24 protein-coding genes are annotated in these 22,628 nt (G+C 65.8%); 10 read left to right on the top strand and 14 right to left on the bottom strand.

Annotated features, from left to right (window positions below):
* Positions 1-318, bottom strand: a complete 318-nt coding sequence (locus AWC06_RS04535) for a J domain-containing protein (protein ID WP_085195119.1) — start codon at positions 316-318, stop codon at positions 1-3.
* Positions 319-655: 337 nt separating this feature from the next.
* Complete coding sequence (locus AWC06_RS04530) at positions 656-1,078, bottom strand: Hsp20/alpha crystallin family protein (RefSeq protein WP_085194811.1); 423 nt, start codon at positions 1,076-1,078, stop codon at positions 656-658.
* A 337-nt stretch (positions 1,079-1,415) separates the two neighbouring features.
* Between AWC06_RS04530 and AWC06_RS04525 the strand changes: the two genes are divergently transcribed.
* Positions 1,416-1,832, top strand: coding sequence for a MerR family transcriptional regulator (locus AWC06_RS04525; protein ID WP_085194809.1), 417 nt, complete (start codon positions 1,416-1,418; stop codon positions 1,830-1,832).
* Positions 1,833-1,836: 4 nt separating this feature from the next.
* Positions 1,837-1,983: a hypothetical protein gene (locus tag AWC06_RS04520; protein ID WP_372458005.1), complete on the top strand. Its 147-nt coding sequence runs from the start codon at positions 1,837-1,839 to the stop codon at positions 1,981-1,983.
* A gap of 11 nt (positions 1,984-1,994) precedes the next feature.
* Here the strand turns inward: AWC06_RS04520 and AWC06_RS04515 are convergent, their stop codons facing one another.
* From AWC06_RS04515 to AWC06_RS04500, 4 genes are all read right to left on the bottom strand, one after another.
* A complete protein-coding gene (locus AWC06_RS04515; protein ID WP_085194805.1) occupies positions 1,995-2,321 on the bottom strand; it encodes a hypothetical protein in 327 nt (108 codons plus the stop codon).
* Between the two features lie 119 nt (positions 2,322-2,440).
* Positions 2,441-4,279 (bottom strand): ABC transporter ATP-binding protein, encoded by a 1,839-nt coding sequence (locus AWC06_RS04510; RefSeq protein WP_085194803.1) that lies wholly within the window; start codon positions 4,277-4,279, stop codon positions 2,441-2,443.
* A gap of 13 nt (positions 4,280-4,292) precedes the next feature.
* On the bottom strand, positions 4,293-6,191 hold the full coding sequence (locus tag AWC06_RS04505; RefSeq protein ID WP_227370985.1) for an ABC transporter ATP-binding protein: 1,899 nt from the start codon (positions 6,189-6,191) through the stop codon (positions 4,293-4,295).
* A 156-nt stretch (positions 6,192-6,347) separates the two neighbouring features.
* Positions 6,348-8,231: an ABC transporter ATP-binding protein gene (locus AWC06_RS04500; RefSeq protein WP_085194801.1), complete on the bottom strand. Its 1,884-nt coding sequence runs from the start codon at positions 8,229-8,231 to the stop codon at positions 6,348-6,350.
* Positions 8,232-8,330: 99 nt separating this feature from the next.
* Here AWC06_RS04500 and prrA point away from each other — a divergent pair, with 99 nt between their 5' ends.
* Positions 8,331-9,041 (top strand): two-component system response regulator PrrA, encoded by a 711-nt coding sequence (gene prrA / locus AWC06_RS04495; RefSeq protein WP_085194799.1) that lies wholly within the window; start codon positions 8,331-8,333, stop codon positions 9,039-9,041.
* 11 nt (positions 9,042-9,052) lie between these two features.
* Entirely contained in the window at positions 9,053-10,393 is a 1,341-nt protein-coding gene (locus AWC06_RS04490) for a sensor histidine kinase (protein WP_085194797.1), read from the top strand.
* Between the two features lie 107 nt (positions 10,394-10,500).
* On the opposite strand, the gene arfC is transcribed toward AWC06_RS04490, so the two are convergent.
* The 3 genes from arfC to arfA are packed head-to-tail and all read right to left on the bottom strand — an operon-like array spanning position 10,501 to position 11,828.
* Positions 10,501-10,650, bottom strand: a complete 150-nt coding sequence (gene arfC / locus AWC06_RS23225; RefSeq protein ID WP_227370984.1) for a channel accessory protein ArfC — start codon at positions 10,648-10,650, stop codon at positions 10,501-10,503.
* Complete coding sequence (gene arfB, locus AWC06_RS23220; RefSeq protein WP_169715286.1) at positions 10,650-10,802, bottom strand: channel accessory protein ArfB; 153 nt, start codon at positions 10,800-10,802, stop codon at positions 10,650-10,652. The genes arfC and arfB overlap by 1 nt, the downstream gene beginning before the upstream one ends.
* Positions 10,803-10,814: 12 nt before the next feature.
* On the bottom strand, positions 10,815-11,828 hold the full coding sequence (gene arfA, locus AWC06_RS04485) for a channel-forming protein ArfA/OmpATb (protein WP_085194795.1): 1,014 nt from the start codon (positions 11,826-11,828) through the stop codon (positions 10,815-10,817).
* Between the two features lie 99 nt (positions 11,829-11,927).
* Here arfA and AWC06_RS04480 point away from each other — a divergent pair, with 99 nt between their 5' ends.
* On the top strand, positions 11,928-12,179 hold the full coding sequence (locus AWC06_RS04480; RefSeq protein ID WP_085194793.1) for a DUF2630 family protein: 252 nt from the start codon (positions 11,928-11,930) through the stop codon (positions 12,177-12,179).
* A 3-nt stretch (positions 12,180-12,182) separates the two neighbouring features.
* On the top strand, positions 12,183-13,691 hold the full coding sequence (locus AWC06_RS04475; RefSeq protein ID WP_085194791.1) for a phytoene desaturase family protein: 1,509 nt from the start codon (positions 12,183-12,185) through the stop codon (positions 13,689-13,691).
* Here the strand turns inward: AWC06_RS04475 and AWC06_RS04470 are convergent.
* Both AWC06_RS04470 and pdxH read right to left on the bottom strand, forming a co-directional pair.
* The gene (locus AWC06_RS04470) at positions 13,688-14,983 is read right to left on the bottom strand and encodes a citrate synthase (RefSeq protein WP_085194789.1); all 1,296 of its coding nucleotides are present in this window, start codon (positions 14,981-14,983) and stop codon (positions 13,688-13,690) included. The genes AWC06_RS04475 and AWC06_RS04470 overlap by 4 nt on opposite strands.
* A 100-nt stretch (positions 14,984-15,083) precedes the next feature.
* Entirely contained in the window at positions 15,084-15,743 is a 660-nt protein-coding gene (gene pdxH, locus AWC06_RS04465; protein WP_085194787.1) for a pyridoxamine 5'-phosphate oxidase, read from the bottom strand.
* Between the two features lie 82 nt (positions 15,744-15,825).
* Between pdxH and AWC06_RS04460 the strand changes: the two genes are divergently transcribed.
* Both AWC06_RS04460 and AWC06_RS04455 read left to right on the top strand, forming a co-directional pair.
* On the top strand, positions 15,826-16,962 hold the full coding sequence (locus AWC06_RS04460; RefSeq protein ID WP_085194785.1) for a citrate synthase 2: 1,137 nt from the start codon (positions 15,826-15,828) through the stop codon (positions 16,960-16,962).
* A 57-nt stretch (positions 16,963-17,019) separates the two neighbouring features.
* Positions 17,020-17,472, top strand: a complete 453-nt coding sequence (locus AWC06_RS04455) for a VOC family protein (RefSeq protein WP_085194783.1) — start codon at positions 17,020-17,022, stop codon at positions 17,470-17,472.
* Here the strand turns inward: AWC06_RS04455 and AWC06_RS04450 are convergent.
* Together AWC06_RS04450 and AWC06_RS04445 are read right to left on the bottom strand one after the other, a co-directional pair.
* On the bottom strand, positions 17,469-19,160 hold the full coding sequence (locus AWC06_RS04450; protein WP_085194782.1) for an FAD-dependent oxidoreductase: 1,692 nt from the start codon (positions 19,158-19,160) through the stop codon (positions 17,469-17,471). The genes AWC06_RS04455 and AWC06_RS04450 overlap by 4 nt on opposite strands.
* 7 nt (positions 19,161-19,167) lie before the next feature.
* Complete coding sequence (locus tag AWC06_RS04445; RefSeq protein WP_085194780.1) at positions 19,168-20,211, bottom strand: AurF N-oxygenase family protein; 1,044 nt, start codon at positions 20,209-20,211, stop codon at positions 19,168-19,170.
* Positions 20,212-20,372: 161 nt separating this feature from the next.
* On the opposite strand from AWC06_RS04445, the gene serC reads away from it, so the two are divergent.
* Both serC and sepH read left to right on the top strand, forming a co-directional pair.
* Entirely contained in the window at positions 20,373-21,491 is a 1,119-nt protein-coding gene (gene serC, locus AWC06_RS04440; RefSeq protein WP_085195117.1) for a phosphoserine transaminase, read from the top strand.
* Between the two features lie 91 nt (positions 21,492-21,582).
* Positions 21,583-22,350, top strand: a complete 768-nt coding sequence (gene sepH, locus AWC06_RS04435; protein ID WP_085194778.1) for a septation protein SepH — start codon at positions 21,583-21,585, stop codon at positions 22,348-22,350.
* 3 nt (positions 22,351-22,353) lie between these two features.
* Here the strand turns inward: sepH and AWC06_RS04430 are convergent, their stop codons facing one another.
* Positions 22,354-22,626, bottom strand: a complete 273-nt coding sequence (locus AWC06_RS04430) for a DUF2537 domain-containing protein (RefSeq protein ID WP_085194776.1) — start codon at positions 22,624-22,626, stop codon at positions 22,354-22,356.
* Positions 22,627-22,628 lie beyond the last annotated feature (2 nt).

Below are 22,628 nucleotides of genomic sequence, written 5' to 3'. Positions count from 1 at the left end.
TCAACGCTGCCAGCGGACGGGTCCGGCCCGCAGTGGCGGTTCCTCGCGGTCGCGAGAACGCGTGCGGGTTACCGGTATCCGGACGGTAGGAGTGTCCTTGCGGACCGGATGCGCGCGGTCATAATCCGCGCGACGACGCGGGTCGCGCAGCAGCGCATAGGCGGCCAGTATTTGGCGCAGCCGCTCGTCGGCTCCCGAATTCGCTTGGTCGGAGCGTCTATCGGGGTGGTAGTCCCGCAGTTGACGCCGGTAAGCGTGCGTGATTTCGGCCTGGGTCGCGCTCGGCGACACACCGAGCACGGAGTAGGGGTCAGTCATCGTCTGGCACCTGCGCCTTTCCAAGCCGTTCCAGCCCAGGCCGACAGTCGTATGCGGGGGTGGGCGCGCCGACCGGGCCAACGGCGCCCACCCCTCGTCGATGACATTCGTGCGATCCACCAAAACGGCCACAACCAGTGGCGATGCGTGCGCGATCTGCGTCAGCCGCTATCCGTAGCAATCCTTGTGGACGGCACGAGCGTCACCGCTGCGGTTTCGACTGTCGACGCATCACCTCCTCGTCGTCATCCGACAGGTTGGCCATAGGTAGGGCCGCGACCGACGCGACGCCAACGGGTCGCCGGCGTTGCGGCCCCGGGCTATCTGGCGGCGACCCTTAGGCGTTGATCGCCGTCTGATGGCCGTCGTGGCTGATTTCGATGCGACGCGGCTTGGCCTTCTCGGCCACCGGAATCGTGAGCCGCAGGACGCCGTCGTGGTAGGCGGCCTCGATCTTCTCGGTGTCGAGGTTCTCCCCGAGGAACAATTGCCGGCTGAACACGCCGCGCGGGCGCTCGGCCGAAACCATCTCCCGGTTCTGGTCCAGCTCAGGCCGCTCGGCGCGGACGGTAAGGACATTGCGCTCGACATCCAGGTCGAGTGAGTCCGCGTTCACGCCAGGCAGATCGAACTCGACGATGAACTTGTCGCCTTCTCGCCACGCATCCATCGGCATGACGGCCGGCCGTGCCGCGGTGCCCAGCACCTGCTGGGTCCACCGGTCCAGTTCGCGGAATGGGTCTGTCCGCATCAACACCATGATCTAACCTCCTGTGTCTTAGGCAGGTGACCTATGTCTGTCGACATAGCTTTGTGATAGCACTAGCGGCATACTTATGCAAGTGGTAGTCACAAGATTTTTTTGGTCCGTAGGCCTAATGAGCGGCAATGATGGCCCAACTCAGGCGAGCGCCAGCGCGCGGCGGGGTCCAGCCCCGGACGGCCCCCTTGTACGAGGTCCGAGCACTTATCCAGCGCGTCGATGGGTTCGCCACAACTTTGGATAATCTATGGTTGCTGACATAGCTTTGTCATGTCTACTATGATAGCTTTGTGCAAGCCGCAAATAGGTACGGTCGCAAGGGGATGGAGAAGCGGTGACCCACGACGCGACACCGCGCTCTGCGCGCGGCGTCTATGGCATCTCGGTGGCATCCGAGCTCTCGGGCATCGGGCCACAGACCTTGCGGCTATACGAGCGCTGGGGACTGCTGACTCCGTCCCGCACCGACGGCGGCACCAGGCGCTACAGCGATGACGACCTGCGCCGTGTGAAACGAATCAGCGAGCTGGTTGACCAGGGGATCAACCTCGCCGGCGTCGTCCAGATACTCGAGTTGGAAGACAGGAACAACCAACTAGAATCCGATAACACCGCGCTGCGGTCCGACAACGCCGAACTAAAGGCTCGCCGCACCGCGCTACCCAACAGCACATCGCGATCGGGAAGGAGGGGCTCCGACCATGACGGACGTCCGACGCATCGTGCCAGTAGACGAAACACCGGAAGCTGATGCGATGGAACAACATCGCGTCGTCGATTTCGATGATGAACCCGGCCTGGACGCCTCCTACGTCGCAGATCTCGCTGATCGCGATGCCAACCCGGCCGATCTGATCGACCAAGCCATCGTCGTCCCGATCCCCGAAGACGACCGAGCCTAGAACCTCGCGTCTTAACCGTCAGCGGCCGGAAGCTGTTCTGCCTCTGCGTCGTCGAGCGCGATGTTGCGCCCGTCAGCTCCGAACAGATGCCCCCACGTACTGAGGGCAACGGCCGCGGCCGCGTCATCGAGGTCGCTACCCCGCCTGTCCTCGGCGATGGCGACCAGCGCGTCAGCCAGGCTGACAGCGTTCACACCGTGGCGCTTGGCCGTCTGCATTATCTCGACGAATGCGTGGTCGAGGCGGCACCGGCGCAAAGCAACGAGAACACCCTCGGCGGTGTCCAGAATCCGCGCGCCAACACGACGAGCGTCACGGGGCCGACGATATTCGTTCATCTTTGTCACCTCCTTCGTGCGTGGTGCCGATCTTTAAACCCCTAAACCTGTGACGCAACACATATATTTCCTCTGTCACCCTAGGAAGATCCTGTGGACCAGAATCGCGTGGCGGCAGGTCACGCGAGCGACCGCATCCACGCCCGGTGTAGCGACGCGTATCGCCCGCCGGGGTCACGGCGGAGCTGGTCAGGTGGGCCGTCCTCGACGATGCGACCGTGTTCGAGCACCAGCACCCGGTCGGCGACCTGGACGGTGGCCAGCCGATGAGCGATGACTAATGCGGTCCGACCAGCCAGCACCGACTGCAGCGCGCGCTGGACCATCCGCTCACTGGGGATATCCAGCGCCGAAGTCGCTTCATCGACAACTAACACGGCGGGGTCGGCAAGCAAGGCCCTGGCAAGCGCGATGAGCTGACGCTGGCCGGCGGATAGCCTGCCGCCGCGGTTCGAGACGTCGGTGTGGTAGCCCTCGGGCATCGCGGCGATGAACCGGTCTGCGCCGACCATCTCGGCGGCCTGCCGGACCTCGGCGTCGGTGGCCTCGGGGCGACCGAACCGGATGTTGTCGGCGATGGTTCCGGAGAACACGAAGTTCTCCTGGGTGACCATCACGATGTGGCGGCGCAGATCGGTCAGAGCAAGCTCGCGAAGATCGATGCCGTCCAGGGTCACCGACCCCGATGTCGGGTCGTAGAACCGCGCGAGCAGTTTGGCGATGGTGCTCTTGCCCGCACCGGTCGTTCCGACCAGGGCAACGGTCTGACCCGCGGGAACACTCAACGACAAGCCGCTGACGACCGCCCGCCCGGGCACGTACCCGAAGTGGACATCGTGAAAAGCGACCGTTCCCGCTATCCGGCCTGGTTCCGGTGCCGCGCGTAGCGACGCCGGCGGGTCTTCGATCGCCGGCCGCTCGGCGAGCACACCGGCCAACTTCGCCAGCGCCGACGACGCCGACTGAAAGGCGTTGAAGAACTGCGTGAGCTCCTGCATCGGGTCGAAGAACATACGCAGATAGAGCAGAAAGGCCGCGAGTGTGCCGATCGTCATCTCAGCGTGAAGCGCCCGGTACCCGCCATAGAGCAGCACCGCGCCGGTGGTCAGGTGGCTGACCAGGTTCACGCCGGGCATGAAGATGGCGAGCAGCTTGAACGCCTTCTCGTTGATTGCCCGGTAACGGTCGGCGACGTCCTCGAAGATCTGCTGGTTACGCGGCTCACGCCGGTACGCTTGCACGGCTTTGATGCCTGCCATCGTCTCTACGAACTGCACGATGACCGTGGCGGTGCTCTCGCGCACCTCCCGATAGGTCTTCGACGATTCCGACCGAAACCATCCGGCCAGGCCCACCAGCAAGGGGCAAGCCAGCAGGCAGATCAGCCCGAGCCGCCAGTCCAGCACCACCAGCAGGACCGTCGCACCCGTCAGCGTCAAGACCGCTTTGATCAGGAAGTCGAATCCGCTGGCCAGCACGTCCTGGATGGCATCGACGTCGTTGGTCGACCGGCTCACTACCCGTCCGGTCGTATATCGGTCATGAAATTCGATATCGAGCTGCTGAAAATGGCGAAACAGCCGGCGCCGCAACTCCAGCAGCACCATCAGGCGCACTTGCCCGGATCGGTTGAGGAAGAACAGCCGACATATGGCCTGCGTGAGCACCGCACCGCACAACATGGCGACGATCAGCGTCAGCTCGTTCGCCGGCCCACCGACCAGTATCGGCGGGATACCGTGGTCGATGCCCCGTCGGACCAGCAGCGGAACCATAAGCCGCGCAACGTTTTCCACCACTACCACGACCGCCAGTAAGGTCACGGTGCGGCGAAACGGTCTCAGCAGCGACCACAGCAGCGTGTGTCCCTCGCGGTAGCGGGGCACGGTTTCGTCGGCGGGCAAGTCATCGTCGTCATGGCTAACCGCGACGCGGCCACGCCAAAGGTCCGTGGACATCGCCGGCTCTCCTCTAAGTACCTAGCGTCGCCAACTCTTCGGCGGCGCCGTCGAGAAGGCGCCCGTCCTCTTCGTCCTGCCAAGTCGGCCAGTCTTCGTCGATCGGGTCATCGGCGGCGAGCAGGTAACGGTAGGCCGGCACGCGGGCGAGCAGCTCGGTATGCGTCCCGACGTGGGTGATGGTCCCGCCGAATTCGTTCTGGCTCAGCAGCGCAACCTTGTCCGCGAGTCGCACGGTAGACGCCCGGTGTGCGATCACCAGGCCGGTGACCCCATACAGCGCCCGCTGCAGCGCATCGGTGACCTGCGCCTCGGTGTGCATGTCGAGGGCCGAAAGCGTGTCGTCGATCACGAGTATCGCTGGCACGGCGAGGATGGCCCGGGCCAGCGATATCCGCTGGCGTTGTCCCCCGGACAGGTTCATGCCCTGCTCGCCGATCCGGGTGTCAAGCCCGAACGGCAGGTCGTAGATGAAATGCGCCGCGGCGATGTCGATGGCCCGGGCCAGTTCGGCGTCGCTGGCATCCGGGCGGCCCAGCCGCAGGTTCTCGGCCACCGACATCGAGAACAACGTGGGATCCTCGAATGCCGTCGCCACGGCACGCCGTAGGGCGGGCAGGGACAGCTCGCGGATGTCCCGGCCGTCGATGAGTATCTGCCCCTCCGTCACGTCATACAGCCGAGAGAGCAGCGCCGCCAGGGCCGACTTGCCCGAACCGGTGGCACCGACGACGGCCAGGGTCTCGCCGGGCTCGACGGTGACGGTTACATGGCGCAGTATCCAGCCGTCGTTTCCGGCGGCGCCCGGCAGGCGAAAGCCGACGTCACGGAGTTCCAGGTGCCCGTGCGACGGCGAATCGCCGTGCGGCCCGTCGGTGATCTCCCTTGGGGCGTCGAAGATCTCGGCGATTCGGTTGGCCGCTGTCATTGATTCCTGGGTCATCGACAGCAAGAAGCCCAGCGACGTGATGGGCCAGACCAGCGACAGCGCCATGGTGATGAACGCGGCCAGGGTACCCAGGGTGACGAGGCCGTGGCCTGCCGCATACGCGCCGAGACCCAGCACAACGATCAGGGTCAGATTGGGAATGATCTCCAGCAGCGTCCAGAACCTTGCCGACACCGAAACCTGCCGGATCCCAACGTCATAGAGCGCGGTGGCCTGTGCGTCGAACCGGCGGTACACATATTCTTCGCGCCCGAATGACATCACCACGCGCCTGCCGGCCGCGGACTCCTCGACATGCGTTGCGACGTGGCCGGATTGGTCCTGCGACCTCCGTGATAGACGGGTGTACTGCCGCTGGAAGTGCAGCACGGTGGCCGCGATCGGGACAACTGACACCAGGACGACGACGCCTAGCGGCCAATACATCGCCAGCAGACATGCCGTCACGACTGTGATCTGCAGGGTGTTGAGCACCAGGAAGACCACTGCGAAGGAGAAGAACCGGCGAATGGTGGCCAGATCATTCATGATTCGCGACACCAATTGCCCCGATTGCCACCGCTGGTGAAACGACATCGGCAGAATCTGCAGGCGGGCGTAGAGATCCTTGCGGATATCCGCCTCGACGCCCATGGTCGCGTGCGCCACCAGCCAGCGCCGGATGAACGAGAGCACCGCCTCGCAAATGCCGATGCCGACGGCGGCCGCCCCCAATACCCACAGGCCGTGCTGGTCATGATGGTGCACCGGTCCGTCGATCACGGCCTTGGTCATCAACGGGATCGCCACAGCCGCAACGAGGCCGGTGACCGCTGTCAGGATCATCGCGATCCAGCGTGCGCGACAGGGCATCAGATACGGCAGTAAGCGTCGCAGATCCGTATTCGCGGTCCGGCGGGCCGGCGCCGCCGCGATGACCGGTGTGCACGATCTCGCATGGTGCACGCGCGTGACTTCATCCACGACGGACGTGTCTCCCTGCCTGAAATGACATAGCATGCCGACTAATTGACGATCATCGCATGACCCCCGGTCGCGAATAGTCGCTGCGGTGCGTCGAAACCGTAACTATTCAGCGAAATTCGAGATCGTTTGGTTACATCATTCGACCGCAAGCACTTACGCCGCCGCCGAGTCCCCCACGCCGAACTGGGTTTCGTACAGCTCGGCGTAACGCCCGCCGCGGGCCAACAGTTGCTGATGAGTTCCACGCTCGACGATTCGGCCGGCCTCGACGACGAGGATGAGATCGGCAGCCCGAACGGTGGAAAGCCGGTGCGCGATGACGATCGACGTCCGGCCGGTCAACGCCTCGGAAAGTGCTTGCTGCACAGCGGCTTCGGAAGATGAATCCAGCGATGCCGTCGCCTCGTCCAGGATGACCACCCGCGAGTTTCGCAATAGCAGTCGGGCGATGGTCAGTCGCTGCCGCTGACCGCCGGAAAGGCGATAACCGCGTTCGCCCACCACGGTGTCCAGACCGTCCGGCATCTCGGCGACGACCTCGGCTAGCCGCGCCCGTCGCAGCGCCTGCCACAGCTCGTCGTCGGTGGCGCCGGGTGCTGCCAACTGCAAGTTGGACCGGATGGATTCGTGGAACAGGTGACCATCCTGGGTGACCAGGCCGACGGTCTGGCGTAGCGACGCGGTGGTCAGGTCGCGCACGTCGACGCCGGATAACCGCACCACGCCAGAGTCGACGTCGTGGAGCCGCGCCAGCAGCGCCGCGATCGTGGACTTGCCTGCTCCCGACGACCCCACCAACGCGACCATCTGTCCCGGCACGGCGGTGAACGAAATCCCGTGCAGCACTTCGTCTCCGCCACGATCGTCGAGCTCCGCGACCTCTTCCAGCGAGGCCAGCGAAACCTTGTCCGCCGAGGGATAGCCGAACCGGACATGGTCGAACTGCACGGAAACCGGGCCGGCGGGCACCGGCCGAGCACCGGGGCGTTCGCCGACCAGCGGTACCAGGTCGAGCACCTCGAAGACCCGCTCGAAGCTGACCAGCGCGCTGGCGATCTCCACCCGGGCATTGACCAATGCGGTCAGCGGAGCGTACAGCCGGGTCAGCAGCATCGCCATCGAGACGATTGCGCCCGCCGGCAGATGCCCGCCGATGGCCAGCACCCCGCCCAATCCGTAGACCACGGCCAGCGCCAGCGCGGACATCAGTGTCAGCGAGTTCATGAAAACGGACTGCAGCATCGACGACTTCACGCCGATGTCGCGCACCCGAGCGGCGCGCACCGCGAACTCGCGCGACTCGCGGGCCGGATCGCCGAAAAGCTTGACCAGCGTCGCACCCGGAGCGGAAAACCGCTCGGTCATCTGGCTGTTCATCGTCGCGTTGTAGGTCGCGCTCTCGCGGCTCAGCCGCGCCATCGTGGTGCCGATGCGACGCGCGGGCACGACGAACAGCGGAACCAGCAATAGCGACAGCAAGGTGATCTGCCACGAGATGCCGGCCATTACGACCAACGTCAACGTCAGCGTGACCAGGTTGGACACCACACCGGAGAGCGTGTCGGAAAACGCGCGCTGGGCGCCTATGACGTCGTTGCTCAACCGGCTGACCAGCGCACCGGTGCGGGTGCGGGTGAAGAAGGCCACCGGCATCCGCTGAACATGGTCGAACACGGCCGTCCGCAGATCGAGGATCAGCCCCTCGCCGATGGTCGACGACAGCCAGCGGGTGATCAGCGACACGACGGCCTCGACGAGGGCGACCACGGCGATCACCGACGCCAGCAGCACGACTGCAGACGCCGACGCCCCACCGACGATCTCGTCGACCACGTGTCCGGCGAGCACCGGGGTCGCGACGGTCAGCAACGCGCTCACCACGCTGACCGCGACGAACCCGCCCAGCCTGCGGTGATGGCGGCCGGCGAAGCGCCAAATCCGGCGGAGCAGCCCACCGCCCAGCAGGGAGCGCAGGTCACCGGACCGCGCGTGCACCTGACCGTGCAGGGTGCGCCAGGCCGCCGACTCGACATTCACGCCGTCGAGGCTAAAACCTCAACAATGGATGAGGTCAAGTCGCCGCGCCGGGGCACCCGGGGTGGGTGTTCCCACAGCTAAGGCGGACAATCAGGCATCATGGGCGGCATGGACACTGGTGTGACCTCACCTCGGGTTTTGGTTGTCGACGACGACTCCGACGTGCTTGCCTCCTTGGAGCGTGGCCTGCGACTGTCCGGATTCGAGGTGTCGACTGCGGTCGACGGCGCCGAGGCGTTGCGCAGTGCCACCGAGACCCGACCCGATGCGATCGTGCTCGACATCAACATGCCCGTGCTGGACGGCGTCAGCGTGGTCACTGCGCTGCGTGCGATGGACAACGACGTCCCGGTTTGCGTGCTGTCCGCGCGCAGCTCGGTCGACGACCGGATCGCCGGCCTGGAGGCCGGCGCGGACGACTACCTGGTCAAGCCGTTCGTCCTGCAGGAGCTGGTAGCGCGGGTGCGGGCACTGCTGCGCCGCCGCGGATCAACCGCGACGTCCTCCGCGGAGACCATCACCGTGGGCCCCCTCGAGGTCGACATCCCGGGCCGGCGGGCCCGGGTCAACGGCGTCGACGTCGACCTCACCAAGCGCGAGTTCGACCTGCTCGCCGTGCTGGCCGAGCACAAGACCGCGGTGCTGTCGCGCGCGCAGTTGCTGGAATTGGTGTGGGGGTATGACTTCGCAGCCGACACCAACGTCGTCGACGTGTTCATCGGGTACCTGCGGCGCAAGCTGGAGGCCGGCGGTGGCCCCCGCCTGCTGCACACCGTGCGTGGAGTGGGATTCGTGCTGCGCATGCAGTGACAGGCCTGAGCATGAATTTGTTGTCCCGCATCTTCACCCGCACCCCGTCGCTGCGGGCGCGGGTGGTAGTGGCGACGGCCATCGGCGCGGCAATTCCCGTACTCATCGTCGGCGTCGTCGTCTGGGTGGGCATCACCAACGACCGCAAGGAACGGCTGGACCGCCGCCTCGACGAGGCAGCAGGTTTCGCGATCCCGTTCCTCCCCCGCGGCCTCGGCGAAATTCCGAAATCCCCCAACGACCAGGACGCCATCATCACCGTGCGCCGAGGCGACGACGTCACCTCCAACTCGAAGGTCACGCTGCCCCAGTTGCCGGCCGGTTACGCCGACACTTATGTCGACGGGGTCCGCTACCGGGTACGCACCGTGGATATCCCGGCGCCGCACCCGATGTTGGTGGCGGTGGGCGCCACCTATGACGCCACCATCGCCGACACCAACAATCTGCACCGCCGGGTGATCTTGATCTGTAGTTTTTCGATCGCCGCCGCCGCCGTCTTGGGCTGGTTGCTGGCCGCGTTCGCGGTGCGCCCATTCAAACGGCTGGCCCAGCAGACCAGGTCGATCGACGCCGGCGACGAACGGCCCCAAGTCGAAGTGCGCGGCGCCACCGAGGCCGTCGAAATCGCCGAGGCCATGCGCGGCATGCTGCAACGCATCTGGAACGAGCAGAACCGGACGAAGGAGGCGCTGGCATCGGCCCGGGATTTCGCGGCGGTGTCATCGCATGAGCTGCGCACCCCGCTGACCGCGATGCGCACCAACCTCGAAGTGCTGGCCACCCTCGATCTGCCCGACGACCAACGCAAAGAGGTCCTCAACGACGTGATCCGCACGCAGTCCCGCATCGAGGCCACACTGACCGCGTTGGAACGGTTGGCGCAGGGTGAGCTTTCGACCTCCGAGGACCATGTGCCGGTCGACATCACCGAGCTGCTCGACCGCGCGGCCCATGACGCCATGCGGATCTACCCCGACCTCGACGTCTCGCTGGTGCCGTCGCCGACGTGCATCATCGTCGGGCTGCCCGCAGGCTTACGGCTGGCCGTCGACAACGCCATCGCGAATGCCGTCAAGCACGGCGGCGCCACGCGGGTTCAGCTGTCCGCGGTCAGCTCGCGGGCCGGGGTGGAAATCGCCATCGACGACAACGGCAGCGGAGTGCCCGAAGAGGAGCGGCGAATGGTGTTCGAGCGGTTCTCCCGTGGTTCGACGGCGTCGCATTCCGGTTCGGGGCTGGGCCTGGCGTTGGTGGCCCAGCAAGCCCAGCTGCACGGAGGCACGGCCTCGCTGGAGAACAGCCCGCTTGGCGGAGTGCGCTTGCTGCTGCGTCTGCCCGGCCCTAGCTGACCGCCGCACAGTCAGCGCCACCGCAACTTTCAAGCGCCGAGTGTGTGGGTTATGTATGCGATTTCGCATTTTTCGCGCCATAACCCACACAGTCGGCGTGGTTTGCGTCAGCCGCTGGAATCCCCGTCGCTCTCTTTCTCGGAGTGCGACGAGCCCACCGGCACTTCGCGTTTCACGCGACGAATCATCAGCGCGAACGTCAGCAACAGCCCGAGCACGAAGGCGACGACGATCAGCCAGCTATTCGGATCGTGCATCACGGTGCTCCGATCTCACGCGAGCCGGGCATGTCCGCCAACGCCTGCTCCTCGCTGGTGCGCCTGATCGTGACGACGGTGATCACCCAGGCAACCGCCGAGCCGACCACGAACGCCAATAGATACCACAACCATTGGATAACGAAGTCCATGCCGGATTCTCCTTAGCTGACCACGATTTCGACGCGACGGTTCTTCGCCTGACCATCCGGGCTGCCGTTGTCCGCGATCGGATCGGCGGAGCCATGACCCTTCGCGGTGAGCTGATCGCGGGTAACACCTCGAGCGATCAGGAAATCGACGACGGCGTTCGCACGGTTGGTGCTCAACGGAATATTGACGGCGTCGTTGCCGGTGTTGTCGGTGTAGCCGTTGACCGTCACCTTCCTGCCCGGGCAGGCCTTGAGCTTGTCAGCGACCCGGGTCAGCGTCTGCACGTTAGCCGGGCTCAATGTGGACCCGTTGCTGACGAAGGTAATCGGCCCCAGCGCTTTGATGTCCGATGGCAGGTTGGCGCAAGCATTTCCGGCGGCGCCGGGGGCTGGTGGCGCGCTGGACGGTCCGGTCGGCATGACTGGGCCGCTGATCGCCATCGTGTCAACGATATTCAGGTTGGGCCAAGCGGCGTCGGCTGCCTGCTCGATCGCCTCTTCGATGTTTCCATTTCCGGCGGTCCCGCTCAGCGTGATGGTGTCGCCCTTGACGGCGAGACCGAAATCGGTAACTGATGCCGCGGCCTTGAAAACCGCTCCAGCCTTGGAGAAATCGAGCGAGTTGATGTTGGGGTTGATATGCACTTTGTCGATGACGTTGACATCGCGGCCGAACGACTTCACCGCGTCAAGAAGCGAAGCCTTCGCCGTGGGACTGGGAAGATCACCGGAAAGCTTGATGTCGTTGCCGCTCCGGGTGATTGACACCGGTGACAGCGACAAGGCGGGAATTGTCGGTGTACTCGGCGCGCCGGACGGGGGCTTGGGCGCGCTCAGCGTGGGCAGGGCACCGGTCTTCCCGTTCGCCTCGGATCGGTTGCGGTCCAGTTCGCCGTAGCCGATAACCCCCAGCAGCAGCGGAATCACCACCAGGCCGATCAGCCACGCCAGGCCAAGCGGCCGCCGGTAGAACTTGGCGGTTCGCTGCCACTCAGTGGTGTCGGATGCTTCGTCGGAACCCGCCATGGCTCTCCCTCATGTTGATGAACGGGACTGATCCGTGCGTGCGTTCTTGTCTGAGCGGTTTGAAGCCTATATTCGAGAAAACCAATCGGGGAAGAGGACATGAAACCGACCGACAAAGACGCGCTGGCGCGTATCCACGATCTGGTCGCCGAGGAAAGGTCGCTTCGAGAACAGCTGCAACACGGCGATATCAGCGCATCCGAGGAGCATGAACGGCTGCGCCAAGTCGAGACCGAACTCGATCAATGCTGGGACCTACTGCGGCAGCGTCGGGCGCTGCGCGAAACCGGGGGCGACCCACGGGAGGCGACGGTGCGTCCGCCCGACGAAGTCGAGGGCTACCTGGGCTGACCCATGGCTGCCGGCCCCTCGAACGTCGACGTGGTCGTCGTGGGGGGCGGGCACAACGGCCTGGTCGCGGCGGCCTACCTGGCCCGCGCGGGGCTGCGGGTGCGGCTGTTGGAACGGCTGCCGCGTGTCGGCGGCGCCGCGGTGTCGGAGCAAGTCTTCGAGGGCATTGACGTCCGCTTGTCGCGGTACGCGTACCTGGTCAGCCTGCTGCCGCCGCGCATCGTCGACGATCTGGGCGCCTCGGTGCGGTTGGCGCGCCGCCGGTATGCGTCGTACACCCCTGACCCCGCGACGGCGGGCCGGACCGGACTGTTGATCGGTCACGATGACGCCTCTGCACACACGCTCTACCGGCGCTGCCGACTGGTGACCGAACGGCTCTGGCCGACGCTGTTGGAGCCGCTTCGCACCCGCGAGCAGGCCCGCCGACACGTCGCCGATGGCGGCGATCCCGATGCCGGCGCCGCGTGGCTGGATATGGTCGAGCAGCCGATCGGCCACGCGATCGCCGAGGCCGTCGGCGACGAACTGACCCGCGGCATCATCGCCACCGACGCCTTGATCGGCACCTTCGCCCGCGTCGACGACACATCGCTGCGGCAAAACGTCTGCTTCCTCTATCACCTGCTCGGCGGCGAATGGAATGTCCCGGTCGGCGGCATGGGTTCGGTGACGGCGGCGCTGGCCGCGGCTGCGGTTGAGCACGGCGCCGAAATCACTACGGGCGCAGACGTTTTCGCTGTCGATCCGAACGGCGAGGTTCGATACCGCCACCGCGACGACGAATTCACAGTCCACGGTCGGTTCGTGCTGGCCGGCGTCACGCCTTCGGTTTTGGCCGAGCTCCTGGGTGAGCCCAAGCCCGCATCGGCTCAGGGGGCGCAGGTCAAGGTCAACATGCTGTTGCGCCGTTTGCCGCGGTTGCGCGACGACACCGTCGCACCGGAGCAGGCGTTCAGCGGAACGATGCACATCAACGAAACCTGGTCGCAGTTGGACGCGGCGTATTCGCAAGCGGCGTCCGGGGCGCTACCGGATCCGCTGCCCTGCGAAATCTACTGTCACTCGGTGACCGATCCGAGCATCTTGTCGGCCGGCCTACGCGAATCCGGTGCGCAGACGTTGACGATGTTCGGCCTGCACACGCCGCATGGTCTTGGCAGTCGCGAGGAGCTCACCTCGGCCACGTTGGCTTCACTGAATTCCGTTCTGGCCGAACCGATTCAAGATGTACTGCTGACCGACGCCAACGGCCGTCCGTGTATTGAGACCCATACCACGCTGGATCTGGAACACGAGTTGGCGATGACGGGCGGCAACATCTTCCACGGCGGGTTGTCCTGGCCGTTCGCCGACGACGACGATCCGATGGACACGCCTGCGCAGCAATGGGGCGTCGCCACCGCGCACGAGCGGATCCTGCTGTGCGGCTCGGGCGCGCGCCGCGGCGGCGCGGTCTCGGGTATCGGCGGTCACAACGCCGCGATGGCAGTGCTGGCCAGCGCTAACTAGCGCGTGTCGATCGTGGCGTAGTTCCGCTCGGTGTGGCCGGTGTAGATCTGGCGCGGACGGCCGATCTTGCTGTCGCCTTCGTCGTGCATCTCACGCCAATGGGCGATCCAGCCGGGCAGCCGACCAAGCGCGAACAGCACGGTGAACATCCGCGTCGGGAAGCCCAGCGCCCGATAGATGAGCCCGGTATAGAAGTCGACGTTCGGGTACAGCTTGCGCTCGACGAAGTAGTCGTCGGTCAGCGCGGCCTCTTCCAGTTCCTTGGCGATCTTCAGCAGGTCGTCGTCACCGCCCAGCTTGCCGAGAATCTTGTCGGCCTGCTCCTTGACGATGCGGGCCCGCGGGTCGTAATTCTTGTAAACGCGGTGACCGAAGCCCATCAGCTTGACGCCCTCTTCGCGGTTCTTGACCTTTCGGACGAACTCGCCGACGTCGTCGTCGCTTTCGCGGATCTGCTCGAGCATCTCCAGCACCGCCTGGTTGGCGCCGCCGTGCAGCGGACCCCACAATGCGTTGATGCCGCCGGAGATCGAGGTGAACAGGTTGGCCCGGGACGAACCCACCAGTCGCACCGTCGACGTCGAACAATTCTGCTCGTGGTCGGCGTGCAGGATGAACAGCATGTCCAGCGCGCGAACGATCTCGGGGTCCGCCTGGTAGGGCTCGGCGGGCAGGCCGAACGTCATCCGCAGGAAGTTCTCCACCAGGGTCAGCGTGTTGTCGGGGTAGAGGAAGGGCTGACCGACCGACTTCTTGTAGGCGTAGGCGGCAATGGTCGGCAGTTTGGCGAGTAGGCGGATCGTGGACAGTTCGACCTGGTCGTTGTCCATCGGGTCCAACGAATCCTGGTAGTAGGCCGAAAGTGCGTTGACGACGCTGGACAGCACCGGCATCGGGTGGGTGTTGCGGGGGAAACCGTCGAAGAAGCGCTTCAGGTCCTCGTGGAGCATGGTGTGCCGCTGGATTCGGCTGGTGAAGTCGGCCAGCTGCTCTTTGCTCGGCAGCTCGCCGTAGATCAGCAGATAACTGACTTCAAGGAACGTCGATTTCTCGGCGAGCTGCTCGATCGGGTAGCCGCGATAGCGCAGGATCCCGGCTTCGCCGTCGATATAGGTGATGGCGCTCTTGGTGGACGCGGTGTTGACGTAGCCAAGGTCGAAGGTGGTGTATCCGGTCTTGGCCAGCAACGAGCCGAGCGCAATGCCGTCGGCCCCCTCGCTGGCGTGGACGATATCCAGGTCCAACTCACCACCCGGGTACTTGAGAGTGGCGGTGTCGTCGGTTGCGGCCACGGGAACCCCTTTGCGATCTTCGGTTGGTGCTGGTCCTACAAGGTTGCGTATAGCTGAAGGTAGTCGTTATCGCGGCGACGTGCCTGCGCGGGGGCTTTGTTCACGGCTGCAAACGTTCGACCCGCTCGCCGATGACGCGAATCCGGTTGTGGACCCGATTCTCCCGACCTTGCCAGAACTCGACGACTTCGGGCGCGATGCGGTAGCCGCCCCAGTTCGGCGGGACCGGGATGTGTTCGACGTCGGCGAAGCGCGCGGTCACCTCGGCGAGCTGGTCGAGCAGCGCCGCGCGCGAGGCGATCGGCCGGGACTGATGTGACGCCCACGCCCCGAGCTGTGAGCCGCGTGGCCGCATCGACCAGTAGTGCTGGGTCTCCTGCGGATCGACCTTGGTCACCGGCCCTCGGATGTGAAACTGCCGGCCGAGCAGATACCACGGAAAGGTCGCCGAGGCGTACGGCGAAGCGGCGAGCTCCTCGCCCTTCGCCGAGTCGTAGTTGGTGTAGAAAGTGATTCCGGTCTCATCGACGCCCTTGCACAGCACCGATCGGCTGACCGGCCTTCCCGACTCGACGGTGGCCAGTACAAAGGCGTTGGGCTCGGCGATGCCCGCAGTTTCCGCGTCGTGAATCCACTTGCGTAACAATGCAAGCCAGCCGTCGGCGAGCCAGTCGACATCGAGGTCCGGGCTACCGTCCTTCTCGACGGAGCCGTACTCCACCCGCATAGCCGCCAGGTGCTCGTCGTCCGGTCTTGCCATCGAGCCAACGCTACTCTGAACGGCCTCATGCTGGTTACCGACCGGTAGCGAGCGGCGCGCATTGGCGTGCGAGAATTCCCCTATGACTGTCATCCCGGAGAATTTCGTCGCCGGCCTCGAGGGCGTGGTGGCGTTTACCACCGAGATCGCCGAGCCGGACAAGGACGGCGGCGCGCTGCGCTACCGCGGGGTCGACATCGAGGATCTGGTGAGCCGGCAGGTCACCTTCGGCGATGCCTGGGCGCTGCTGGTGGATGGCAAGTTCGGCCATGGGCTGCCGCCGGCCGAGCCGTTTCCGCTGCCGATTCACAGCGGCGATGTACGGGTCGACGTGCAGGCCGGGCTGGCGATGTTGGCCCCGATCTGGGGATACCAGCCGCTGCTCGACATCGACGACGCGACCGCCCGCGAGCAGCTGGCCCGGGCGTCGGTGATGGCATTGTCCTATGTTGCGCAGTCGGCGCGTGGTATCTATCAGCCCGCGGTGCCCCAGCGGATTATCGACGAATGTCCTACTGTCACAGCGCGTTTCATGACGCGGTGGCAGGGCGAACCGGATCCACGCCATATCGAAGCCGTCGATGCGTACTGGGTGTCGGCCGCCGAGCACGGGATGAACGCCTCGACGTTCACCGCGCGGGTGATCGCGTCGACGGGCGCCGATGTCGCCGCCGCGCTATCGGGAGCGATCGGGGCGATGAGCGGTCCGCTGCACGGCGGTGCGCCGGCGCGGGTGTTGCCCATGCTCGAAGAGGTCGAGCGCACCGACGACGCCCGCGGTCTGGTCAAGGGAATCCTGGATCGGGGCGACAAGCTGATGGGCTTCGGACACCGAGTGTACCGGGCCGAGGATCCTCGGGCCCGGGTATTGCGGGCGACCGCCAAGCGGTTGGGAGCGCCGCGCTACGAGGTGGCGGTCGCGGTCGAGCAGGCCGCGCTGTCCGAACTGCGGGAGCGCCGCCCGGACCGGGCGATCGAGACCAACGTCGAGTTCTGGGCCGCGGTGATCCTGGACTTCGCCCGGGTGCCGGCCAACATGATGCCGGCGATGTTCACGTGTGGGCGCACAGCGGGATGGTGCGCCCACATTCTCGAGCAGAAGAAGCTGGGCAAGCTGGTGCGCCCGTCGGCCATCTATGTCGGCCCCGAGCCGCGCAGCCCGGAGTCTGTCGAGGGCTGGGATCAGGTCCACACGGGCGTGATCGCCTCGCGGCGATGAATTTGTGTCGGCCCCGTGGTCTATACCGGTACTACACCCACGACCTAGGAGGCCAACATGGCGATCGCTGTTGAACCTGCACTGTCCCCGCACCTCGTCGTCGACAACGCCGCTGCGGCGATCGACTTCTACGTCAAGGCCTTTGGCGCGGAAGAATTGGGCCGCGTGCCCCGTCCTGACGGCAAGCTGATCCACGCCGCGCTGCGCGTCAACGGCTTTTTGCTGATGCTCAACGACGACTTCCCGGAGATGAGCGGCGGAAAGTCGATGACCCCGAAATCACTTGGCGGGACTCCAGTCACCATCCACCTGACCGTCACCGACGTCGACGCCAAGTTCCAGCGCGCGCTGGACGCCGGCGCCACCGTGGTGATGCCGCTGGAGGACCAGTTCTGGGGCGACCGTTACGGCATGGTCGAGGATCCGTTCGGCCACCGTTGGTCGCTGGGGCAGCCGGTGCGCGAGGTCAGCATGGACGAAATCGCCGCGGCGATGGCCCAGCAGTCCTAAACCAGGTGACGTAGCCGATCGGCCAGCCGGCGCCGCAGCGGCGGTGCCGGCGCGGCCGCCGCGACCGCCAGCATGTCCTCGACGGCGGTGAACTTGTCGCGGGGCCGATCGCCCGCGCTGCCCCGCGCGATCTCGGCGGCGTCGATGGCCTTCCAGCCCGCGGCGTCGACGACGTCGGGCTGGCGGGCGTGTACCAGCCTGGCCAGCGCACGCGGCCCGGCGACCGGATCGGTCAGCAGTCCGTCGTTGAAGTCGGCGACCAGCTTCTGCACGGTTTGCAGTGAGCAGGACTTGTTGGTGCCGATGAACCCGGTCGGTCCACGCTTGATCCAGCCCGCGACATAGGCGCCGGGAACTGGTCGCCCGGTGTCCGGGTCGACGACCCGGCCATGGTCATTGGGGACAACCGCGGCGGCCTCGTCGAACGGCAAGTCGGCAATCCGCTTGCCGCGGTAGCCGATTGAACTCAGCACGAGCCCTGCCTCGAGCTGACGCTTCTCTTCGGTCCCGGTGACGATGAACTCGATCCCGCTGACACGGTCTTGGCCGAGGAGGCGGTTGGGGGTCAGCCGGTAGGCCAGCCGAATGCGTGGTCGTCGCGCCGGAACCGAGGCTTGCCCGAGTTTGCTGAGGATTTCCAGCTTCTGCCGGGTCAACGCATCGGTGGCGACCGCCAGGTCGCGGCGCACCAGCTCGTGGTCTTCCGCGTCGAGCACCACGTCAGCCGCCGTGGTCAGGCCAATCAACTCGGGCAGGGTAAACGCCGAGTCTGCCGGACCCCGCCGGGCGGCGATCACCACTTCCTGCACCCGCGATGCCCGCAGCACCGCCAACGCGTGATCCGAGATGTCGGTGCGGGCCAGCTCGTCGGGGTCGGCAGTAAGCACGCGAGCCACATCGAACGCGACGTTGCCGTTGCCGATGATCACCACCCGCTCATGGCCCAGATCGACGGGCAGATCGGTGAAGTCGGGGTGTCCGTTGATCCAGGCCACCAACTCGGTGGCGGTCCCGCTGCCCGGCAGGTCCACGCCGTCGATCTCCAGCCGGCGATCGTTCGGCGCTCCGACGGCATAGATCACCGCGTGGTGATGCGCGAGCAGATCGGCGTGGCTCAGATGCTTGCCGACCTCGACGTTGAGAAAGAACTGGAAGCCATGACGGTCTGCGACCCGGTCGAAGAGCCAGGTGACCCGCTTGGTGGTTTGGTGATCGGGCGCCACCCCCGCGCGCACCAAACCGTACGGCGTCGGCAGCTTTTCGAACATGTTGACCCGCACGCCGGGCTGGGTGAGCAACTCGTCGGCGGCATACATCGCCGCCGGTCCCGAGCCGACGATCGCGACGGTCAATGGATGCCGCCGTGCATGCACCGGCGCGGCGGGGATCACGGGGGCCAGCTTCGAGGTCGGCGGCAGCTTGACGCCGGCGGGCCGCTCCGGATAGAACGACGCGTTGATCTCGACGAACGGCAACTGTTTGGCATCCAGCTTGCGGTCGGGCGCGATCGCGCCAACCGGGCAGGCGCTGACGCAGGCACCGCAGTCCACACACGCCACCGGGTCGATGTAGAGCATCTCGGACGTGGCGAAGCCCGGCTCGTCCGGCGTTGGGTGAATGCAGTTCACCGGGCAAGCGAAGACACAGGACCCGTCGTTGCAGCACGACTGGGTAATAACGTGCGGCATAGAACCTCTAGGCGACCGCGGTCAGACGCTGGCGCTGTGGTTCGCTGCGGTAGCGCGACGGCTTGCCGTTGATCTTGCAGATCCGCCAGATGATCCTTGCCACCGGATTCATCAGGCCGGTGTCGTGGCAGAGCATCCGCACGTCGCCGAACATGTCGCGCAGCATCTGCCGGGACTCGGGCGAGCCGAAGAACACTTCCTTGCGCACATCGCGCGGGATGTCGAACTCTTGCCAGAAGGCCTTCGGCGGCACCACGATGGCCGAGCAGAGAATCCGCATGGTCACCGGGACGAACAGCGAGAGCCAAAACCGCTTGCGGCGCGGCAGATTCGGAACACGCTTGCGCAGGTACTCATGCGCGAACGAGATGTGGCGAGCCTCCTCGGCCACGTGGATGGCCATCACCCGCTCCATGATCGGGTGCAGCTCCTTGCCTTCGCGCAGCACGTTTTTCTGGGTGTGGTCGATGGGCTCCTCCCCGGCCAGGATGCCGAACCAGAACGGGATCGGCAGCGGCCCGGCAACCAGCGGAATCAACGGCTGGACCCACTTCAGCAGCCGCGGCATGCCTGGCACGTCGGCACCGATGTGGTTCACCATCTCCTGAAACATCATGGTGTGGTTGCACTCTTCGACCGCCTCGTGCAGGCAGTAGCGGTATTCCGGTGAGCCGTTGGGCACCCAGAACGCGTACTCCATCAGGCCGCGGATGAGGATCGACTCGAAGTGCAGGCCGACCTTGGCCACGTTCGCCTGACGCCACATGCCGATCTTGATCTGACGTTCCTCGGACTGCGCCTGGTACCAGGGGTGGCGGCCCAGCGGATCGGTGGCCGGGAGTTTCCAGCGCGGATCGTTCTCGGTGACCGCGAACTCCGGTGACTTCCAGTCGATGTCCGTGTACGGGTTGAAATTGCGCCGCACCGACCCCTCGGACAGTGTGGTGAGCATGTCCACGTACTGCTGGTCGTCCTGGACATCCATGTTGCGGCGCCAACGCCGCACCATCTTCGTCCGAGGCTCTTTGTTGGCAGTTCCCGCCTGGGCCATTCCCGGCCTCCTGATGAGGTTTACATTTGGGCGTGTTGTGTCCAACACAGTACCGCAGGTATCGCAAACTTTCTAGAGCTGTCGAACCGCTGTGGTCCAGCCGCCGGCCGCCCGGGTTGTGTGTTCCAGGTCACACCGCGGCGGTCACTAGCCTGGTGATCATGGCTGACGCACTCACGATCCCTGACGGCATCAAACCTGGCGACGGCCGCTTCGGATCGGGGCCCTCCAAGGTTCGACATGAACAATTGCAAGCCCTCTCGACCAGCGCCGCAGCGCTTTTCGGCACGTCGCACCGCCAGGCGCCGGTCAAAGACCTGGTCGGGCGGGTGCGCAGCGGGCTGCGCGACTTCTTCTCGGTGCCCGACGGCTACGAAGTGGTGCTGGGCAACGGCGGGGCGACCGCGTTCTGGGACGCGGCGGCGTTCGGGCTGATCGACAAGCGGTCGTTGCACCTGAGCTATGGCGAGTTCAGCTCGAAGTTCGCCGCGGCCGTCACCAAGAATCCGTTCATCGGCGAGCCGATCATCATCAAGTCCGATCCCGGGAGCGCACCCGAGCCGCAGAGCGACCCGTCCGTCGACGTCATCGCCTGGGCACACAATGAGACGTCGACCGGGGTCGCGGTTCCGGTACAACGGCCCGCCGGCTCGGGCGATGCACTGATCGTCATCGACGCCACCTCCGGCGCCGGGGGACTGCCGGTCGAGATCACCGAGACCGACGCCTACTACTTCGCCCCGCAGAAGAACTTCGCCAGTGACGGCGGGCTGTGGCTGGCGATCCTGAGCCCGGCGGCGCTGGACCGGATCGAGGCCATCGCCGCATCCGGGCGCTGGGTTCCCGACTTCTTGTCGCTGCCGATCGCCGTGGAGAACAGCCTCAAGAACCAGACCTACAACACGCCGGCGATCGGAACCTTGGTGCTGTTGGCCGAACAGCTCGATTGGCTCTTGGGCAACGGCGGGCTGGACTGGGCGGTCAAGCGCACGGCGGACTCCTCGCAGCGGTTGTACGCCTGGGCAGAGTCGCGGCCGTACACGACGCCGTTCGTCGCCGACCCCCGGCTGCGCTCTCAGGTAGTGGGCACCGTCGACTTCAGCGACGACGTGGATGCCGCGGCGGTCGCCAAGGTGCTGCGCGCCAACGGCATCGTCGACACCGAGCCGTACCGCAAACTCGGACGCAACCAGTTGCGGGTCGCGATGTTCCCGGCGGTCGAACCCGACGACGTCAGCGCGCTCATCGAATGCATCGACTGGGTGGTCGAAAGGCTCTAGCTCGACCAGCGTGTCAGCGCTGTTGTGGCCGTTCGCTGCACTAGAGTGCGCACCAATCGGGTCCTGTGCAGTAGGCCCGGAGGAGGTCGGTATGCGGGAGCTCAAGGTCGTCGGACTCGACGTCGATGGCAAACACCTGATTCTCGAAACTGACGACCCGGCCGACAGGTTCAAGCTCCGTGTCGACGAACGGCTGCGGGCTGCCGTCCGCGGCGACGGGGCGAGGGTGGATCAAATCCACATTGAAACCGAGGCGCCCAGCATGCTGCGCCCCAAGGAAATTCAGGCTCGAATCCGCGCCGGCGCCTCCGTCGAGCAGGTTGCCGAGAGCGCCGGTGTGGACATCGAACGGATTCTGCGGTTCGCACACCCGGTGCTGCTGGAACGCTCACGGGCAGCCGAGCTGGCAACCGCCGCACATCCGGTCCTCGCCGACGGGCCCGCAGTGCTGACGCTGCTGGAGACCGTCACGTCCGCCCTGCTGGCGCGTGGCCTCAACCCTGACAACACGACGTGGGACGCATGGCGCAACGAGGACGGACGCTGGACGGTGCAGCTGGGCTGGAAGGCCGGGCGTTCGGACAACCTCGCGCATTTCCGCTTCGCCCCCGGGGCTCACGGTGGGACGGTCACCGCCGTCGATGACGCGGCCAGTGAGTTGATTGACCCCGACTTCGACCGCCCGCTGCGGCCGGTTGCCCCGGTTGCGCAGCTCGACTTCGACGAGCCTGAGCTTGTGCCGGCGGAAAGCACGGTGGTCGAACCTCCCCGCGAGCCGACCCGCAGCCGCCGCGGCAAGCCCCCGGTGCCAGCATGGGAGGACGTGTTGCTCGGGGTGCGCTCCGGAGGACAGCGCTAGGCGCTACGCGGATGCCGCCAGGGTGATCAGGGTCAGCCAGGCCGCCGCCACGCCGACTCCGGCGCCCAGCACTAGCCACCGCAACACCGGTGTATTCCGCCACCCCCACAACGTCGGCGCCAATCCTCCGGCAGCGACGACGTTGAGCCCGACCGCCAATAGTGGATGCACGCGGACCAGCCCGAGGCTCAGCACCACCACGGCGACACCGGTCACGGCGGCGACAAATCCAGCCACCGTCAAACCCGTTGCCCAGGGCGTGGATTCGTCGGTCATGG

Origin of the sequence: Mycobacterium fragae, from assembly GCF_002102185.1 — a bacterium.
Classification (GTDB): domain Bacteria; phylum Actinomycetota; class Actinomycetes; order Mycobacteriales; family Mycobacteriaceae; genus Mycobacterium; species Mycobacterium fragae.
The sequence above is the reverse complement of the archived record's forward strand: the minus strand, read 5'-3'. Positions and strand labels throughout refer to the sequence as shown.

Excerpts from the sequence above, each read along its gene's own strand:
- AWC06_RS04480 (WP_085194793.1), top strand. The coding sequence starts at position 11,928 with ATGAAACCGACCGACAAAGACGCGCTGGCGCGTATCCACGATCTGGTC.
- AWC06_RS04455 (WP_085194783.1), top strand. The coding sequence starts at position 17,020 with ATGGCGATCGCTGTTGAACCTGCACTGTCCCCGCACCTCGTCGTCGAC.
- AWC06_RS04530 (WP_085194811.1), bottom strand. The coding sequence starts at position 1,078 with ATGGTGTTGATGCGGACAGACCCATTCCGCGAACTGGACCGGTGGACC.
- AWC06_RS04510 (WP_085194803.1), bottom strand. The coding sequence starts at position 4,279 with ATGTCCACGGACCTTTGGCGTGGCCGCGTCGCGGTTAGCCATGACGAC.
- AWC06_RS04445 (WP_085194780.1), bottom strand. The coding sequence starts at position 20,211 with ATGGCCCAGGCGGGAACTGCCAACAAAGAGCCTCGGACGAAGATGGTG.
- AWC06_RS04535 (WP_085195119.1), bottom strand. The coding sequence starts at position 318 with ATGACTGACCCCTACTCCGTGCTCGGTGTGTCGCCGAGCGCGACCCAG.
- AWC06_RS04515 (WP_085194805.1), bottom strand. The coding sequence starts at position 2,321 with ATGAACGAATATCGTCGGCCCCGTGACGCTCGTCGTGTTGGCGCGCGG.
- AWC06_RS04460 (WP_085194785.1), top strand. The coding sequence starts at position 15,826 with ATGACTGTCATCCCGGAGAATTTCGTCGCCGGCCTCGAGGGCGTGGTG.
- AWC06_RS04430 (WP_085194776.1), bottom strand. The coding sequence starts at position 22,626 with ATGACCGACGAATCCACGCCCTGGGCAACGGGTTTGACGGTGGCTGGA.
- prrA (WP_085194799.1), top strand. The coding sequence starts at position 8,331 with ATGGGCGGCATGGACACTGGTGTGACCTCACCTCGGGTTTTGGTTGTC.
- sepH (WP_085194778.1), top strand. The coding sequence starts at position 21,583 with ATGCGGGAGCTCAAGGTCGTCGGACTCGACGTCGATGGCAAACACCTG.
- arfA (WP_085194795.1), bottom strand. The coding sequence starts at position 11,828 with ATGGCGGGTTCCGACGAAGCATCCGACACCACTGAGTGGCAGCGAACC.
- arfB (WP_169715286.1), bottom strand. The coding sequence starts at position 10,802 with ATGGACTTCGTTATCCAATGGTTGTGGTATCTATTGGCGTTCGTGGTC.
- AWC06_RS04475 (WP_085194791.1), top strand. The coding sequence starts at position 12,183 with ATGGCTGCCGGCCCCTCGAACGTCGACGTGGTCGTCGTGGGGGGCGGG.
- AWC06_RS04520 (WP_372458005.1), top strand. The coding sequence starts at position 1,837 with ATGGAACAACATCGCGTCGTCGATTTCGATGATGAACCCGGCCTGGAC.
- AWC06_RS04450 (WP_085194782.1), bottom strand. The coding sequence starts at position 19,160 with ATGCCGCACGTTATTACCCAGTCGTGCTGCAACGACGGGTCCTGTGTC.
- AWC06_RS04490 (WP_085194797.1), top strand. The coding sequence starts at position 9,053 with ATGAATTTGTTGTCCCGCATCTTCACCCGCACCCCGTCGCTGCGGGCG.
- serC (WP_085195117.1), top strand. The coding sequence starts at position 20,373 with ATGGCTGACGCACTCACGATCCCTGACGGCATCAAACCTGGCGACGGC.
- arfC (WP_227370984.1), bottom strand. The coding sequence starts at position 10,650 with ATGCACGATCCGAATAGCTGGCTGATCGTCGTCGCCTTCGTGCTCGGG.
- pdxH (WP_085194787.1), bottom strand. The coding sequence starts at position 15,743 with ATGGCAAGACCGGACGACGAGCACCTGGCGGCTATGCGGGTGGAGTAC.